General features: G+C 55.8%; 16 protein-coding genes. 9 read left to right on the top strand and 7 right to left on the bottom strand.

Features of this window, described 5'->3' with window-relative positions; genetic code table 11:
• Window positions 1-130: 130 nt before the first annotated feature.
• A complete protein-coding gene (locus ACE38U_RS09020) occupies window positions 131-421 on the bottom strand; it encodes a hypothetical protein (RefSeq protein ID WP_038472566.1) in 291 nt (96 codons plus the stop codon).
• 66 nt (window positions 422-487) lie between these two features.
• Between ACE38U_RS09020 and tam the strand changes: the two genes are divergently transcribed.
• Entirely contained in the window at window positions 488-1246 is a 759-nt protein-coding gene (tam, locus tag ACE38U_RS09025) for a trans-aconitate 2-methyltransferase (RefSeq protein WP_375529565.1), read from the top strand.
• Here the strand turns inward: tam and ACE38U_RS09030 are convergent.
• From ACE38U_RS09030 to ACE38U_RS09040, 3 genes are all read right to left on the bottom strand, one after another.
• On the bottom strand, window positions 1243-2172 hold the full coding sequence (locus ACE38U_RS09030) for an AraC family transcriptional regulator (protein WP_375529566.1): 930 nt from the start codon (window positions 2170-2172) through the stop codon (window positions 1243-1245). The two genes, tam and ACE38U_RS09030, sit on opposite strands and share 4 nt — an antisense overlap.
• 1 nt (window position 2173) lies before the next feature.
• Window positions 2174-3592 carry an aldehyde dehydrogenase family protein gene (locus ACE38U_RS09035; RefSeq protein ID WP_375529567.1) on the bottom strand — a complete coding sequence of 473 codons (1419 nt, stop codon included), beginning with the start codon at window positions 3590-3592 and terminating at the stop codon, window positions 2174-2176.
• 102 nt (window positions 3593-3694) lie between these two features.
• Window positions 3695-4150 (bottom strand): multidrug/biocide efflux PACE transporter, encoded by a 456-nt coding sequence (locus ACE38U_RS09040; RefSeq protein ID WP_038472577.1) that lies wholly within the window; start codon window positions 4148-4150, stop codon window positions 3695-3697.
• Between the two features lie 88 nt (window positions 4151-4238).
• On the opposite strand from ACE38U_RS09040, the gene ACE38U_RS09045 reads away from it, so the two are divergent.
• Window positions 4239-5102: a LysR family transcriptional regulator gene (locus ACE38U_RS09045; protein WP_038472580.1), complete on the top strand. Its 864-nt coding sequence runs from the start codon at window positions 4239-4241 to the stop codon at window positions 5100-5102.
• Between the two features lie 80 nt (window positions 5103-5182).
• Window positions 5183-5806 (top strand): LysE family translocator, encoded by a 624-nt coding sequence (locus ACE38U_RS09050; RefSeq protein WP_038472583.1) that lies wholly within the window; start codon window positions 5183-5185, stop codon window positions 5804-5806.
• Between the two features lie 56 nt (window positions 5807-5862).
• Here ACE38U_RS09050 and ACE38U_RS09055 read toward each other — a convergent pair whose 3' ends face one another.
• Window positions 5863-6051, bottom strand: a complete 189-nt coding sequence (locus ACE38U_RS09055; protein WP_038472586.1) for a YdiH family protein — start codon at window positions 6049-6051, stop codon at window positions 5863-5865.
• A 124-nt stretch (window positions 6052-6175) separates the two neighbouring features.
• Here ACE38U_RS09055 and ACE38U_RS09060 point away from each other — a divergent pair, with 124 nt between their 5' ends.
• Window positions 6176-6565, top strand: coding sequence for an acyl-CoA thioesterase (locus ACE38U_RS09060; RefSeq protein WP_038472589.1), 390 nt, complete (start codon window positions 6176-6178; stop codon window positions 6563-6565).
• Window positions 6566-6721: 156 nt separating this feature from the next.
• Complete coding sequence (locus tag ACE38U_RS09065) at window positions 6722-7390, top strand: epoxyqueuosine reductase QueH (RefSeq protein WP_176982680.1); 669 nt, start codon at window positions 6722-6724, stop codon at window positions 7388-7390.
• A 239-nt stretch (window positions 7391-7629) separates the two neighbouring features.
• On the opposite strand, the gene dcp is transcribed toward ACE38U_RS09065, so the two are convergent.
• Window positions 7630-9678, bottom strand: coding sequence for a peptidyl-dipeptidase Dcp (gene dcp / locus ACE38U_RS09070; RefSeq protein ID WP_375529568.1), 2049 nt, complete (start codon window positions 9676-9678; stop codon window positions 7630-7632).
• Between the two features lie 134 nt (window positions 9679-9812).
• Here dcp and ydfG point away from each other — a divergent pair, with 134 nt between their 5' ends.
• Entirely contained in the window at window positions 9813-10562 is a 750-nt protein-coding gene (ydfG, locus tag ACE38U_RS09075; protein ID WP_038472597.1) for a bifunctional NADP-dependent 3-hydroxy acid dehydrogenase/3-hydroxypropionate dehydrogenase YdfG, read from the top strand.
• 79 nt (window positions 10563-10641) lie between these two features.
• Here ydfG and ACE38U_RS09080 read toward each other — a convergent pair whose 3' ends face one another.
• A complete protein-coding gene (locus tag ACE38U_RS09080; RefSeq protein ID WP_038472600.1) occupies window positions 10642-10968 on the bottom strand; it encodes a YnfA family protein in 327 nt (108 codons plus the stop codon).
• A 103-nt stretch (window positions 10969-11071) separates the two neighbouring features.
• Here ACE38U_RS09080 and ACE38U_RS09085 point away from each other — a divergent pair, with 103 nt between their 5' ends.
• The 3 genes from ACE38U_RS09085 to katG all read left to right on the top strand — a co-directional run bounded on the left by ACE38U_RS09085 (window position 11072) and on the right by katG (window position 14529).
• Window positions 11072-11470: a DUF1283 domain-containing protein gene (locus ACE38U_RS09085; protein WP_038472602.1), complete on the top strand. Its 399-nt coding sequence runs from the start codon at window positions 11072-11074 to the stop codon at window positions 11468-11470.
• Window positions 11471-11534: 64 nt separating this feature from the next.
• Window positions 11535-12092 (top strand): spermidine N1-acetyltransferase, encoded by a 558-nt coding sequence (gene speG / locus ACE38U_RS09090; protein WP_038472605.1) that lies wholly within the window; start codon window positions 11535-11537, stop codon window positions 12090-12092.
• 262 nt (window positions 12093-12354) lie between these two features.
• Window positions 12355-14529, top strand: a complete 2175-nt coding sequence (gene katG / locus ACE38U_RS09095; RefSeq protein ID WP_038472608.1) for a catalase/peroxidase HPI — start codon at window positions 12355-12357, stop codon at window positions 14527-14529.
• Window positions 14530-14571: the final 42 nt, after the last annotated feature.

A 14571-nucleotide genomic window follows, 5' to 3' on the forward strand; every position in this document is an offset into this window, starting at 1 on the left:
CTAGTCGTCCAGCTCACCCAGAGCGTAACTAACCGTTTCGCTTCTGATAATTATGGAGAGAAATAGCGGAGTGGAAAGATTGAAGCAGCATCGTGAAAAAATTACCCGGCCTGGTGCCGGGTAACTGATGTTATTTACGCAGTGCCCTGACCTGCGAAAAACCGTGCTCAAACACGCTATCTGCGGCACAGATAATGACGATAACGTCGCCCCCGGACGCTTCCTCCAGCAAACGCGCCAGCTCCGAGTCCAGCTCTCGGTTCATCTTCGGCATCGCAAGGTGCATTTCACCCGGATAATCCTCGTCTTCGTCAGGCGGCATATCTTCAATGCGGCTACCTTTAACCACATAAATCAGCAGGTCATTGTCATTATGGGTGAGCTCTAGTCTCAAATATTTGCCAACCGGATGTTTAGCCATGCGTTACCTTCAATAGCGTATAAAATAATTTGTCGGCAATGTTAGCAAAGCAACGAGGATAAAACGATGCAGGACTGGAACCCCGCTCTCTATTTGCAGTTTGAAGCTGAACGTACCCGCCCGGCCGCCGAATTGGTTGCCCGAATCAACCACCCCGGCGCAACGACCTTTACCGATTTAGGCTGCGGCCCCGGCAACTCCACGGCCCTGCTGCGCAATCTGGCGCCGAAAGCCACCATTACCGGGCTTGATAATTCTCCTGCTATGCTGCAAAAAGCCAGCACCGCGCTACCCGACTGCCGTTTTGAAGAGGCGGATATCGCCACATGGCAACCCGAGGTCAGGCAGGACGTGATTTTTGCTAACGCTTCCCTGCAGTGGATTGCTAACCATAAGCAGGTCTTCCCGCATCTCGCCGCGCAGCTGGCCGATGGCGGCGTGCTCGCGGTGCAAATGCCCGACAACTGGCAGGAACCCACGCATACTTTGATGCGCCAGGTTGCAGACGAACTGGGGATCTCGCGCTCAAGCCGCGAAGCCTTGTTGACGGCCCAGGAGTATTACGATCTGCTGGCCGAAAGCGGCTGTACGGTCGATATCTGGCGCACAACCTATTTCCACGTCATGCCGTCTGCCCGCGCGATTATCGAATGGTTAAGCTCAACCGGCCTGCGTCCTTACCTGAACGGGCTCGACGCGGTTCAGCATGAGGCGTTTATTGAGCGCTATCACCAGCTGCTGCAGCGCGCCTACCGCAAGCAGCATGACGGTAACGTATTGATGCCGTTCCCACGCCTGTTTATCGTGGCGCGGAAAACGGCCTAAAGCGAAGTGCCCTGCTGGCGCAGGGCGTCAATGTCCTGCAGCGGAGAAGCGCCAAACGCGCGGCGGTACTCCCGATTAAACTGGGAGGGGGAATCATAGCCCACCTTCCAGGCAACGCTTGCCACATCCCCTTCACGGCTTAATAAGCGACGGCGTGCCTCCAGCAGGCGAATTTGTTTTTGGTACTGCAGCGGGCTCATGATAGTCAGGGCTTTAAAGCGGTGATGCAGGCTGGATGCGCTCATGCCAACTCGTTTTGCCAGCTCGTCGATGACCAGCGGCTCGGCGTAGTTTTCTTTTATCCAACTGATGGCTTCCCCCACGCCTTTGCCCTGCGCCCAGCCTAATGCCTGTTTCCAGAAAGATACCCCGGCGGGGGCAATAACCAGCCGGTAGAGAATTTCTTGTTTGATCAGCGGCGCGAGGGCATGCAGATGCTGCGGGCTGTCCAGCAGCGTGACCAGGCGCAGGAACGCGGCCTGGAGTTCTTCTTCGGCGGCGGCCACCCAGGCCCCGGTTTTCTCGCCGTTGCCGTCCGGCAGCACGACGTTCATGTTCACTACCAGGTCGGCTATTTCTTTGCCGTCGAGATCGATGCGCACCCCGTAGTAAGGTTGTTCTTCGCAGGCCTGAGTAACCTGGCCGGAAACCGGCATATCCACGGCCGCCAGCGAATAGCTGCCCGGCCCGTATTCCGTGACGTTGTCACCTATCAGCATCTTTTTGCTGCCCTGCAGCACCATGCACATCGACGGCGAAAGCATGCCCCGGTTCAGCAATGTAGGCTGGTCTATGCGGATAAAGCTGAGCCACGGCAAAGCGCAGCTGAGCTCTTTCACGCCGCTGCCGCCCGCCGTGTAGCGACGGGCCACGCGCTGGCACAGCTCTTCGATAATGCGGCCCGCAGGCCGCTCAGGTGGTTGCATATTACAGTCCCATAATGGCTTTGGGTTCAAGATACGCTTCCAGCCCGTAGGTGCCAAATTCGCGGCCAAGACCGGACTGTTTAAAACCGCCAAACGGCGCGAGCGGCTCATCGTAAACGCCGTTCACAAACACGCGCCCGGCAATAAGCTGACGGGCAACGGCGGCGGTTCGCTCGGCGTTTTTACCGCTGACGTAGGCCTGTAGCCCGTAAACCGTATCGTTGGCAATCTGGACCGCTTCGGCATCATCGCGGTAGGTAATCACCGACAGCACCGGGCCAAAGATTTCCTGCTGGGCGATGGTCATCTCATTGCGAACGTTAACAAACACCGTCGGTTTAACAAAGTAGCCGCTTTCAAGCCCCTCAGGACGCCCTTCACCGCCGCACAGAAGCTCCGCGCCTTCGGCAAGCCCGGTACGAATATAATCCTGCACTCGCTCGTACTGACGCGCTGTCACAGCCGCCCCAATCGTCGTTTTTGCGTCTCGCGGGTTGCCCGGGACCAGAATAGCCAGGTGTTTAAGGATCTGCGCTTTCACGGCTTCCAGTTTGTCTGCCTGCACTAACAGGCGCGTACCGGCTATACAAGCCTGGCCGCTGTTCCAGCTCATCACCTGCAGCGCCAGCGGAATGGCGGTCTCGAGATCGACATCATCGAGCAGCACGTTGGCAGACTTGCCTCCAAGTTCAAGGGTTACGCGCTTCATGGTTGCCGCCCCGTCGCGAGCGATAGTTTTGCCCACCGCCGTTGAGCCTGTGAAAGAGATTTTAGCCACGTCCGGGTGGCGGGTGATTTCTGCCCCAACTACGTTACCCAGGCCGGTGACAATGTTAATCACCCCGTTTGGCAGACCGGCATCGTGCAGGCATTCGGTAATGATAGCCGTCTGGCGCGCACTCAGTTCGCTTGGTTTAATAACTGCGGTACTGCCGGAGGCAATCACCATCGACAGCTTACCGGCGATGAAGCCATAGTTGGCGTTCCACGGCGTAATCAGGCCGACCACGCCCAGCGGCTCCATGACCACTTTCGCCATCCCCACCTGGGTTTCAAACGAGTAGTCCTTTAGCAGATCGATCGCCTGCAGGAAGCTGTTGTAGGCGCGAGTCACGGTGCTCCGGGCAAAAGCCAGCGGGCAGCCGTATTCGTCCACCATGGTTTCAACCAGCTCTTCTTCGCGTGCTTTGACGGCATCGTGCAGGTGTTGTAGCCAGAGAATCCTTTGCTGCCGGCTGGAAAGACGCATTTGCGGGAAAGCCGTTTTGGCGGCGGCAATGGCGAGGCGGGTGTCTTCTTCGTCCGCCAGGCGAACCTGTGCGACGGGTTGCTCGCTGACCGGATGAATTAAGGTCAGCACCTCGGTGCCGTGCGGCGTGACGTGCTGACCGTTAATATAAAGCGTGTCGAGGGTTTTCATTTTTTTGCGCTCCAGGGGGTTGTGTCTGACGCTTAAAGTGTCGGCGAACACGCCCGGTTTCCTGTAGCGCAATCCTGTTTGATGCTTGCACAATCCTGCAAATCAGGACTGTTTTTTCATCTCTCTGCTGGTTGCGCTTTGAAAGCGTTTGGCGCGCAGCCAGTCGTAGCACCAGTTATAAACCACGGTGTACGGCAGGAAGAACAGGAAGAAGCCAATCTCTACCATCAGCGCCTGCAGCAGCGTGACGTTCAGCATCCACGCGGCGAGCGGCAGGCCAATCAGAATAAAGCCGCCTTCGAAGCCCAGCGCGTGAGCAATACGCAGCGGCATCGTGCGCTTGCGTGACGGCGGGTAAAATTTATCAAACCCGGTGTTATAAATAATGTTCCAGACCATCGCGACGGTGGACAGCATGATGGCCAGAGCGCCCATCTGGAACAGCGGTTTGTTCATCAGCCAGGCGGCGGTTGGCGCACAGATACCAATGGCGATGACTTCGAAGCCGACGGCATGCACGATGCGCTCAGACAGGCTTCTGTTGTTTTGCGATTTCATTTTGATGACTCCTTTTTCACAAGGTCGCCATTATCATCGCAATTATTGATATAATATAGCTAACAGCCATCGATAAAAGCGATAGTTCATGCGTTACTCTCCGGAATCACTGGAAGCCTTTTTGCAGGCCGTTGAAACGGGCTCTTTTTCCGCCGCCGCGCGCAAGCTGAAAAAGAGCCAGTCAACCATCAGCAGCGCCATTGCCAATCTGGAGGCAGATCTTGGCGTGACGCTGTTTGACCGCCACGCGCGGCAGCCGACGCTGACCCCACACGGACAGCGAGTTTTGCCCTACGTGCAGGCAATTTTTGCCGCCAGCGAGCGGCTGGATGAAGTTTCCGTCAGGCTGGCGGACAACGTCGAGCCTCTGCTGACTTTTGTCTTGTCTGACATGTGGCAAACCGCCCATCACGAATCCATCCTGAAGCAGTTTTCCGAGCGCTACCCGGATATCGAGTTCGAGTGCATCATTGCCGAAGATGAAGACGTGATTGATAGCCTGCAGATTGGTCGTGCCCACGTCGGCGTGCTGCGGGTTCAGGAGAGTTATCCGCCGGATATCACCGTCGCCCGCCTCCAGGTTGGCGCAGAAATGACGATATTCATCCATCGCGATCATAGGCTGGCAAAACAAAAAGAGGTCCGCATGGATGAGCTGCATACCGTGCGCCAGCTGGTGCTTAAAACCTTTGTCCGCCCTGGCAACGTGGCGGCACACGGCCCCGTCTGGTCGTCTCCTTCTTTACTGCTGCTGCTTGAGATGGCGGAGCAGGGATTTGGCTGGGGCATTTTACCGAGCTGGCTGGTTGAACAGTTCGGGCACGGCGTGCTTAAGCCGCTGAATGTAGACGGCTGGCCGCAAATGCTTGAGGTGGACGTGGCGTGGTCGAACAAAACGCCGCCAGGGCCAGCGGGCCGATGGATGATCGACAGGCTGCGCGAGCGGCGGTAATAAATCGGCACACACTTGCGGTTGTCACCCTGTGCGCTTTCAGGTTAAAAAATTGTTTTCCAACCAACAGGATCCCGTAGATGAGCGCCATCACCACCCTTTTCGCTATCACCGCCACCGTTACCCTGGGCGCAATGAGCCCTGGCCCAAGTTTTGTTTATGTCGCCCAAAATGCCGTGGCACGCTCCCGGGCACACGGGCTGGTGACCGCGCTGGGCACAGGCGTGGGTGCGGCCGCTTTCTCACTGATGGCGCTGCTGGGGCTACAGGCCTTTTTGCTGGCGGTGCCGGTGGCATATACCGGGATCAAGATAGCCGGGGGGCTTTATCTGCTGTGGCTGGCTTATAAGATAATCAAGCACTCGCGCGAGCCGCTGCACGTAGGCGCGGTGGGGAAAAGCGATAAAAGCATGATGGCGACGTTCCGCGACGGGCTGTTCACCCAGCTAAGCAACCCGAAAACCGCCGTGGTGTTTGCCAGTATTTTTACCGCACTGCTGCCGCGCGAAATCCCGGCGTTTTATTACGTCGTGCTGCCGGTGCTGTGCTTTGTGATTGATGCGGGATGGTATTCGATTGTGACGCTGGTTCTTTCTTCGGAAAGACCGCGCAACGCCTACCTGCGCTTTAAAACCGTGATTGACCGCTTAGCGGGCGGCGTGATGGGGATTTTGGGGCTGAAGCTGATTTTCTTTTCACGCTAAAAACAGAAAGCCACCGCGAAGGGTGGCTCTTAAGCAGCACTGCTGACAGAGAGGGATCAGTGAATCCCCAACCGGTGCGCATGGGAGATTTCTTCACGCAGCTCAAGGTGGGTTAAACCCAGCAGATCGGCAAACTCCAGCTTTAACTGCTGCAGGCGGATCAGGAATTGTGCGGGGGTTAACTGCTCTTGTTCGCGGCGGAGAAATTCAAACGCTAAGGTGGCTGGGGTTATCTCGGTGTCCATGGTATTCCTCTGTTTGGTTGTGAAATCGAGGCTATTGTACCACTAACGCACTGTGCAAAAAACAGCCAGAGCAGCGTTTTCTGGCTGGCAAAACTTTTTACCTACATAACATCAGGACAGCTATATGTTTTCTAAGCATTATGAAGTTGATGAAAGCCATATCGATTTTCAGGGCGTGGTAGACGGCCTGTACTATCCGTTTTACATGGAGTGGACTCGCCACGCCTACATGCGTGAGGCGCTGGGTATTGATATCGAGGAAGAGTTCCGCCAGGGCAAGCTTTATATGGTGCTGGAGTACTCGCTGCGCTTTCGTAAAAGCCTGCAAAAGGGCGACAACGTTGAGGTCACCTGCCAGCTTGAGCGTAACGAAAAACGCAATCGCGTAAACTTCGCCCAGCAGATCAAGGTCGACGGCGTGGTTTATGCCGAAGCAACGTTTGTGGCAACCTGCCTGGCTAACGGCCGCCCTTCCATGCCGGAAGCCGTGCTGAACGAGCTGGAAAAACTCTAAATCCCATTAGCGAAGGGCAAACCGGCTCTTCGCTACTCATTCCCACGCCCTGCGTCCCCCTCCCAAACATCAGTATCTTTACTTATTTATGGTGATTCCGCGCCCTTAATCCTGCTACCCTTTGGCAAAAAATAAGTACGTTTCAGGAATATCGCTATGCAAGAATTTATCCGGCCAGTTTTACAACTGCCTAATAACGAAAAGAAACTCCTGCTGCACTCCTGCTGCGCCCCCTGCTCGGGCGAAGTCATGGAAGCCATACACGCGTCCGGTATCGAATACACCGTATTCTTTTACAACCCTAATATTCATCCGCAGAAAGAGTACCTGCTGCGCAAGGATGAAAACATTCGTTTTGCGGAACAGCACGGCGTACCGTTTATCGACGCGGATTACGACACCGACAACTGGTTCGAGCGGGCGAAAGGCATGGAGTGGGAACCGGAGCGCGGCGTCAGATGCACGATGTGCTTCGATATGCGTTTCGAACGCACCGCGCTGTACGCGCACGAAAACGGGTTTAACGTCATCAGCAGCTCGCTGGGTATTTCGCGCTGGAAGAACATGCAGCAGATTAACGACTGCGGGCATCGCGCCGCGGCGCCTTATGAAGGCATGAGCTACTGGGATTATAACTGGCGTAAACAGGGCGGCTCCTCGCGGATGATAGAGATCAGCAAGCGCGAACAGTTTTACCAGCAGGAGTACTGCGGCTGCGTCTATTCCCTGCGCGACACCAACCTGCACAGAAAAGCGAATGATCGCCCGCTGATCAAAATTGGCAAGCTTTTCTACGGCAAAGACGACGAGTCAACGGAAGCGTAACGCGGAAGGTGAAAATCCGGGAGCCTGCCGACATCGATCAGGCCCCGTAATTATTCAAAGTAACCCAGAAGCACCCTGCGTTTTCCCGAGCAGGTTAGAAATTTATAGCCATCAACCCTGCACAATGCACGGATATATTCTGTTTGATTTTTAAGGCACTTAACGCAAATCAGGGCTTTGCAGTTTGCGTTAAGTGCGATTTCACTGTGGCTACACTAGTGAGAGCGCTTTCTTCGACATTATTCCTCGGCCAGACCTCGATTTTTCAGCATTGGTTCGCTGCGCGGATCGTGTCCTCGCCAGTCACGGTATAACGCTTCCAGATCGCTACTGTTGCCGCGTGAGAGAATCGCTTCGCGGAAGCGCTGGCCGTTTTCTGCCGTGAGTCCGCCCTGCTCCACAAACCACCGATAGCCGTCATCCGCCAGCATTTGCGTCCAGATATAGGCGTAATAACCCGCCGCGTAACCGCCGCCAAAAATGTGGGCAAAATAGCTGCTGCGGTAGCGTGGCGGGACTTCTGCCAGATTAATATGTTCTTTTTCCAGCGCTTCGGCTTCAAAACGCGTCACGTCGTCAATTTCCGCATCTGGCGCCAGGCTGTGCCAGTTCATGTCCAGCAGCGCCGCCGCCAGCAGTTCGGTCATGTCGTAGCCTTTGTTGAACTGCGCGGAGCGGAACAGCTTGCCGCGCAGCGACTCGGGCATCGGTTCGCTGGTCTGGTAATGACGGGCATAGTTAGCAAAGACCTCTGGATGGCTCGCCCAGTGCTCGTTGATTTGCGACGGGAACTCCACAAAATCACGCGGCGTGTTGGTGCCTGAAAGACTCGCATAACGCTGCGTAGCAAACAGGCCGTGCAGCGTATGGCCGAACTCGTGGAACAGCGTCACTACGTCATCCCAGGAAATCAGCGCGGCCTCGCCGGAAGCGGGTTTCGTATAGTTGCAGACGTTGTAGATAACCGGCATTGCGTCAAACAGCGTGGACTGCTCAACAAAATTCCCCATCCACGCCCCGCCGCCTTTGCTATCGCGGGCAAAGAAATCGCCGTAAAACAGTGCCATACCACGGCCGTCTTTGTCGAAAATTTCCCAGGTACGCACATCCGGGTGATAAGTCGGGATATCAAAGCGCTCCACAAAACGCAGCCCGAAGAGCTTGCTGGCGGCCCAGAAGACGCCATTGGTCAGCACGCCGTTAAGTTCAAAGTAGGGTTTGATTTGCCCTTCGTCGAGATCGTACTTCGCGCTACGCACCTGTTCGGCATAGAACTGCCAGTCCCATGTCGCAGCCTGGAAGCCCCCTTTTTGAGCGTCAATCACGTCCTGAATGTCTTTCAGCTCGCGGCGGGCACGCCCGGTTGCGGCAGGCACGATGTTCCGCATAAAGCGTAACGCCGCGTCAGGCGTTTTCGCCATCTGGTCGGCCATTTTCCATGCGGCATAGTTTTCAAAGCCTAAGAGGTTTGCCTGAGCGGCTCGCAGCGTGGCCAGACGAGCGACAATAGCGCGAGTATCGTGGGCATCATTACGCTGGGAACGCGTCCAGCCAGCCTCAAAAAGCGCCTGTCGCGTTGCCCGATTGCTCAGGCTTTGCAGCGCCGGCTGCTGGGTAAAGTTGAGCAATGGAAGTAACCATTTCCCCTCGAGACCTTTGTCGGCAGCAGCCTGCGCCGCCGCCGCAATTTCCGCGCTGCTTAAGCCTTCAAGCGCCTCAACGCTTTCCACTACCAGCCCACCGGCTTTATCTGCCGCATGCAGGCGGTTATTGAACTGGCTTGTCAGCTGTGCGCTCTCTTTATTCAGCGCTTTCAAGCGGGTTTTGTCCTGCTCGCCGAGCGTAGCGCCCGCCAGCTTGAAATATTGCCAGGTAACTTCCACCAGCCGCAGGGATTCTGCATCAAGATTAAGATCGTGGCGCTGCTCATAAACGCTATTAAGACGAGAGAATAAGACGTCGTTCAGGCGAATTTCATCCGCCAGCTCGGCCAGTTCGGTGGAGAATTCTTCGTCCAGCTGCTGGAGGAAATCATTGGTGTGCGCCGAAGTCATCGCGTAGAAAACGGTGGTGACACGCCCGAGCATCGTGCCAGTTTTCTCCAGAGCCAGGTATGTATTGTCAAACGTCGGGGCTGCCGGGTTACCGGCGATGGCGGCAACTTCTTCACGCTTGACTCGCTTACCTTCGTCGAAGGCCGGGCGGTAATGCTCGTGGGTGATCTCATCGAAATGCGGCGCCTGATAAGGCAATAAGCTCGGCTGGAAAAACGGGTTGCTGTGCAACATCCTCTACTCCCGGTAACCTGAAATGTGGGTTAGTTATAGCGTATTTCGACACGTTTCTTAAAAGAAAACTAAGATTACCGAGGCCCGTTAGCGTGCTAAGGTAGTGCAGGACAAAAGCGTTGAGGAACAGAGAGATGATTGTACTGGTTACGGGTGCTACCGCGGGCTTTGGCGAAAGCATTACCCGCCGTTTCGTTAAAAATGGCCACAAGGTTATTGCCACCGGCCGCCGTCAGGAACGCCTGCTTGAGCTTAAAGAAGAGCTGGGCGACAACCTGCTTACGCTGCAGCTGGATGTACGCAACCGCGCCGCTATAGAAGAAGCGCTGGCTAGCCTGCCTGCCCAATGGCAGCAGATTGATATTCTGGTCAATAACGCCGGGCTGGCGCTGGGCATGGAGCCTGCGCATAAAGCCAACGTCGACGACTGGGAAAACATGATCGATACCAACAACAAGGGCCTGGTCTACATGACCCGCGCCGTATTGCCGGGGATGGTCGAGCGTAATCGCGGCCATATTATTAACATCGGTTCTACGGCGGGAAGCTGGCCTTACGCTGGCGGCAACGTGTACGGAGCAACCAAAGCCTTTGTGCGTCAGTTCAGCCTTAACCTGCGTACCGACCTGCACAAAACCGCCGTTCGCGTGACCGATATCGAACCGGGCATGGTCGGCGGCACCGAGTTTTCCAACGTGCGCTTTAAAGGCGACGATGACAAAGCCGGGAAAACCTACGAGAACGCCAACGCGCTGACGCCGGAAGACGTTACCGAGGCGGTCTGGTGGGTGGCAACATTACCGAAACACGTCAATATTAATACCCTGGAAATGATGCCGGTTAGCCAGTCGTTTGCCGGATTGAGCGTGCACCGCGAAGGATAATTCTTGCGGTATAAATAGAAACGGAGCCGTTGCAGCTCCGTTTTTTTATTCTCTTTTTTGCTATTCGCGGCGAATAAATTCAGGCCCGGCCCCAGCCCGCAACAATGATCAACATACCGCAGAAGGCAATTGCGGCTCCGGTCCAGTCATAAATACTCAGCTTCACGCCGTCCACAACGCGCAGCCAAAGCAGCGCGGTGACAACATATACTCCGCCATAGGCAGCATAGACCCGCCCGCTGGCGGCAGGATGCAGCGTCAGCAGCCAGACAAACATCGCCAGCGACAGCGCTGCCGGCAGCAATAACAGCGGCGAGCCGTTACGCTTGAGCCATAGCCACGGCAGGAAGCAGCCAATAATCTCCGCCAGCGCGGTAGCAAAAAATAGCAGCGTTGTTTTGATCATATTGTCTTTTCTTCAGTAATAATGGTGTCCATGAAAGGCGCAATTAGGCGCTAATCAAGCCCAATGATATGATTAGTAGCGTTAAACCTAAAAGGAAATCTTAATGAACTCAATCCTTCGTAAGTCTCTGTCATGGATGCCGTTAGCCTTGCTGGGTGCCGCATTCATTGTTTCCGTACCGGTTCAGGCAGACACCAACGTTGTCGTTGTTCAGGGGGCCGGGAACGGCGTCGGGGGACAAGAGAACTCTCTGACCCGCCAGCGTGCGGCGGAAGAAAAAGAGCAGTGGAACGACACCCGCGGCCTGCGCCAGAAAATCAATCGCCATAACGAAAAGGTCTTTGACCGTGAATCTGCACGTGGCGATAAAAACTGGGATAAACAGGATGCCGCGCAGGATACCTTCGACAAATGCCAGCAGAGCGCCAACGTGAACGCCTACTGGGAGCCGAACACCCTGCGCTGCCTGGATCGTCGCACCGGCCGCGCCGTTAATCCATAATCATCCCTACCTCTACGAGGCTTCTGCATAAGAAGCCTCGCCACCATCTGCGCAAGGATTTGCTATGAGTAACCCACCGCCTATCCGACTTCGCCCCCTTGAGCGCGAAGATCTTCGTTTCGTCCATCAGTTAGACAATAACGCCAGCGTCATGCGCTACTGGTTTGAAGAGCCTTACGAAGCATTCGTTGAGCTTTCGGACCTGTATGATAAACACATCCACGATCAGAGCGAACGTCGCTTTGTTATCGACTGCAACGGCGTGAACGCGGGCCTGGTTGAGCTGGTAGAAATCGACCATATTCACCGCCGGGCTGAGTTTCAGATAATCATCACCCCGGAGTTTCAGGGCAAAGGGCTCGCCTCTCGCGCCGCCAGGCTGGCGATGGACTACGGCTTTACCGTGCTCAACCTCTACAAGCTGTACCTGATTGTCGACAAAGAGAACGAGAAAGCGGTCCATATCTACAAAAAGCTGGGCTTTATCGTCGAAGGCGAGCTGATCCACGAATTTTTTATCAACGGTCAGTACCGCGATGCCATTCGGATGTGCATTTTCCAGCAGCAATTCCTGGCGCAGAAAACCCCGGAGAATACCCTGCTGAAACCGACTGCTCAGTAACCGCTCTCCACGGATGAGCGCCACCCTGGGTGTGCGTTCATCTGTCCCCTCTTGCCTCTCCAGCCAGCACGCTTCCGCTTCGTTTATTTTCCAGACAATCAGACGGGTTTTTCCTGCAAATCAACCAATCAGAACTAAAATTATAGGGTCGTAAAATTTTGCGTTTAAAAGGTAATGGCTATCAAATTCGTAGGCCCATCCAGATATTAATTATCGATCGTACAGACTATCGTTAGCGGGCATACATATAACGGAGAGCAAAATGAGCAATTCTACTGACTTACACGACGCTTCCTCAGCGGGCGCAGGAAAGTGCCCATTTCACCACGGCCAGAGCACGGATATCGCCGGCGAAGGGACCAGCAATCAGGACTGGTGGCCGCATCAGCTGCGCGTCGACCTGTTGAACCAACATTCCAACCGCTCTAACCCGCTGGACGGCAACTTCAGCTACCGCAAAGAATTTAGCAAACTCGATTACTACGCCCTGAAAGGCGACATCAAAGCAGTGTTGACAGATTCTCAGTCCTGGTGGCCTGCCGACTGGGGCAGCTATATCGGTCTCTTTATCCGTATGGCGTGGCACAGCGCGGGCACCTATCGCTCCCGCGACGGCCGCGGTGGTTCCGGCCGCGGTCAACAGCGTTTTGCTCCGCTGAACTCCTGGCCAGATAACGTCAGTCTCGATAAATCCCGCCGCCTGCTGTGGCCTGTTAAACAAAAATACGGCCAGAAAATTTCCTGGGCTGACCTGATTATTCTTGCCGGTAACGTGGCGCTGGAAAACGCGGGCTTCCGTACCTTTGGCTTCGGTGCCGGTCGTGAAGACGTGTGGGAACCAGACCTCGACGTGAACTGGGGTAGCGAAAAAGAGTGGCTGGAGCACCGCCACCCGGAATCTCTGGCTCAGGCCCCGCTGGGCGCCACCGAAATGGGCCTGATTTACGTGAACCCGGAAGGCCCTGAGCACAGCGGCGATCCGCTTTCTGCGGCGCCTGCTATCCGCGCCACCTTTGGCAACATGGGCATGGACGACGAAGAGATCGTCGCGCTGATTGCCGGCGGCCATACTTTAGGTAAAACGCACGGCTCTGCCGCCGCCACCCACGTGGGCGCAGATCCGGAAGCTTCCCCGCTCGAATCGCAGGGTCTTGGCTGGGCAAGCAGCTACAACAGCGGCGTCGGCGCAGATGCCATCACTTCCGGCCTGGAAGTGGTCTGGACGCAAACGCCAACCCAGTGGAGCAACTACTTCTTTGAAAACCTGTTCGGCTATGACTGGGTGCAAACCCGCAGCCCGGCAGGCGCCATTCAGTTTGAGGCGACCAACGGCCCGGATATCATTCCCGATCCGTTTGACCCGGCTAAAAAACGTAAACCAACGATGCTGGTGACCGACCTTACGCTACGCTTCGATCCGGAGTTCGAGAAAATTTCTCGCCGCTTCCTGAACGACCCACAGGCCTTCAACGAAGCCTTCGCCCGCGCCTGGTATAAACTGACGCACCGCGATATGGGGCCAAAAGCACGTTACATCGGGCCGGAAGTACCAAAAGAAGATCTGATTTGGCAGGATCCGTTACCGCAAGCCACCCACGCACCGTCCAGCGCAGACATTGACTCGCTGAAGAACGCTATTGCTGATTCAGGCCTGTCCGTCAGCGAACTGGTGTCTGTCGCGTGGGCTTCAGCCTCAACCTTCCGTGGCGGCGACAAACGCGGTGGCGCGAACGGTGCCCGACTGGCTCTGGCTCCACAGCGTGGTTGGGAAGTAAACGCCGTTGCGGCTCGCGCCCTGCCGGTGCTGGAAGCGATTCAAAAGGCCTCCGGTAAAGCGTCTCTGGCCGATGTTATCGTGCTGGCCGGCGTGGTGGGTATTGAGAAGGCCAGCCACAGCAAAGTGCCGTTTACGCCGGGTCGCGTTGACGCCACTCAGGAGCAGACCGACATCGAATCCTTTGAGCTGCTGAAACCGGCCGCCGATGGCTTCAGAAACTACCGTCGCGTCGCCAACGCTACGTCAACCGAAGCGCTGCTGATCGACAAAGCGCAGCAGCTGACGCTGACCGCGCCTGAGCTGACGGTGCTGATTGGTGGTTTGCGTGCGCTGGGGGTTAACTACGATGAAAGCCAGCACGGCGGGTTAACTTCTCGTCCGGGCGAGCTGACCAACGATTTCTTCGTCAATCTGCTGGATATGCGCACCGAGTGGAAAGCCACCGACGCAAGTTCTGAACTGTTTGAGGGCCGCGACCGCCTCAGCGGGGAAGTGAAATACACCGGCACCCGTGCCGATCTGGTCTTTGGCTCTAACGCCGTACTGCGCTCGCTGGCCGAAGTTTATGCCAGCCAGGATGCGGAAGAGAAATTCACCAAAGACTTTATCGCCGCATGGACGAAAGTCATGAACCTTGACCGTTTCGACCTGCAACAATAAACAAAAGGGAGGCTTTTAGCCTCCCAATGTTGTCGCTCAATA

The sequence above is a fragment of the Cedecea selenatireducens genome, assembly GCF_042138895.1.
Lineage (GTDB): Bacteria > Pseudomonadota > Gammaproteobacteria > Enterobacterales > Enterobacteriaceae > Cedecea > Cedecea selenatireducens.

Excerpts from the sequence above, each read along its gene's own strand:
- ACE38U_RS09050 (WP_038472583.1), top strand. The coding sequence starts at position 5,183 with ATGAGCGCCATCACCACCCTTTTCGCTATCACCGCCACCGTTACCCTG.
- ACE38U_RS09035 (WP_375529567.1), bottom strand. The coding sequence starts at position 3,592 with ATGAAAACCCTCGACACGCTTTATATTAACGGTCAGCACGTCACGCCG.
- tam (WP_375529565.1), top strand. The coding sequence starts at position 488 with ATGCAGGACTGGAACCCCGCTCTCTATTTGCAGTTTGAAGCTGAACGT.
- ACE38U_RS09020 (WP_038472566.1), bottom strand. The coding sequence starts at position 421 with ATGGCTAAACATCCGGTTGGCAAATATTTGAGACTAGAGCTCACCCAT.
- ACE38U_RS09040 (WP_038472577.1), bottom strand. The coding sequence starts at position 4,150 with ATGAAATCGCAAAACAACAGAAGCCTGTCTGAGCGCATCGTGCATGCC.
- ACE38U_RS09080 (WP_038472600.1), bottom strand. The coding sequence starts at position 10,968 with ATGATCAAAACAACGCTGCTATTTTTTGCTACCGCGCTGGCGGAGATT.
- katG (WP_038472608.1), top strand. The coding sequence starts at position 12,355 with ATGAGCAATTCTACTGACTTACACGACGCTTCCTCAGCGGGCGCAGGA.
- ACE38U_RS09055 (WP_038472586.1), bottom strand. The coding sequence starts at position 6,051 with ATGGACACCGAGATAACCCCAGCCACCTTAGCGTTTGAATTTCTCCGC.
- ydfG (WP_038472597.1), top strand. The coding sequence starts at position 9,813 with ATGATTGTACTGGTTACGGGTGCTACCGCGGGCTTTGGCGAAAGCATT.
- ACE38U_RS09065 (WP_176982680.1), top strand. The coding sequence starts at position 6,722 with ATGCAAGAATTTATCCGGCCAGTTTTACAACTGCCTAATAACGAAAAG.
- ACE38U_RS09085 (WP_038472602.1), top strand. The coding sequence starts at position 11,072 with ATGAACTCAATCCTTCGTAAGTCTCTGTCATGGATGCCGTTAGCCTTG.
- ACE38U_RS09045 (WP_038472580.1), top strand. The coding sequence starts at position 4,239 with ATGCGTTACTCTCCGGAATCACTGGAAGCCTTTTTGCAGGCCGTTGAA.
- ACE38U_RS09060 (WP_038472589.1), top strand. The coding sequence starts at position 6,176 with ATGTTTTCTAAGCATTATGAAGTTGATGAAAGCCATATCGATTTTCAG.
- speG (WP_038472605.1), top strand. The coding sequence starts at position 11,535 with ATGAGTAACCCACCGCCTATCCGACTTCGCCCCCTTGAGCGCGAAGAT.
- dcp (WP_375529568.1), bottom strand. The coding sequence starts at position 9,678 with ATGTTGCACAGCAACCCGTTTTTCCAGCCGAGCTTATTGCCTTATCAG.
- ACE38U_RS09030 (WP_375529566.1), bottom strand. The coding sequence starts at position 2,172 with ATGCAACCACCTGAGCGGCCTGCGGGCCGCATTATCGAAGAGCTGTGC.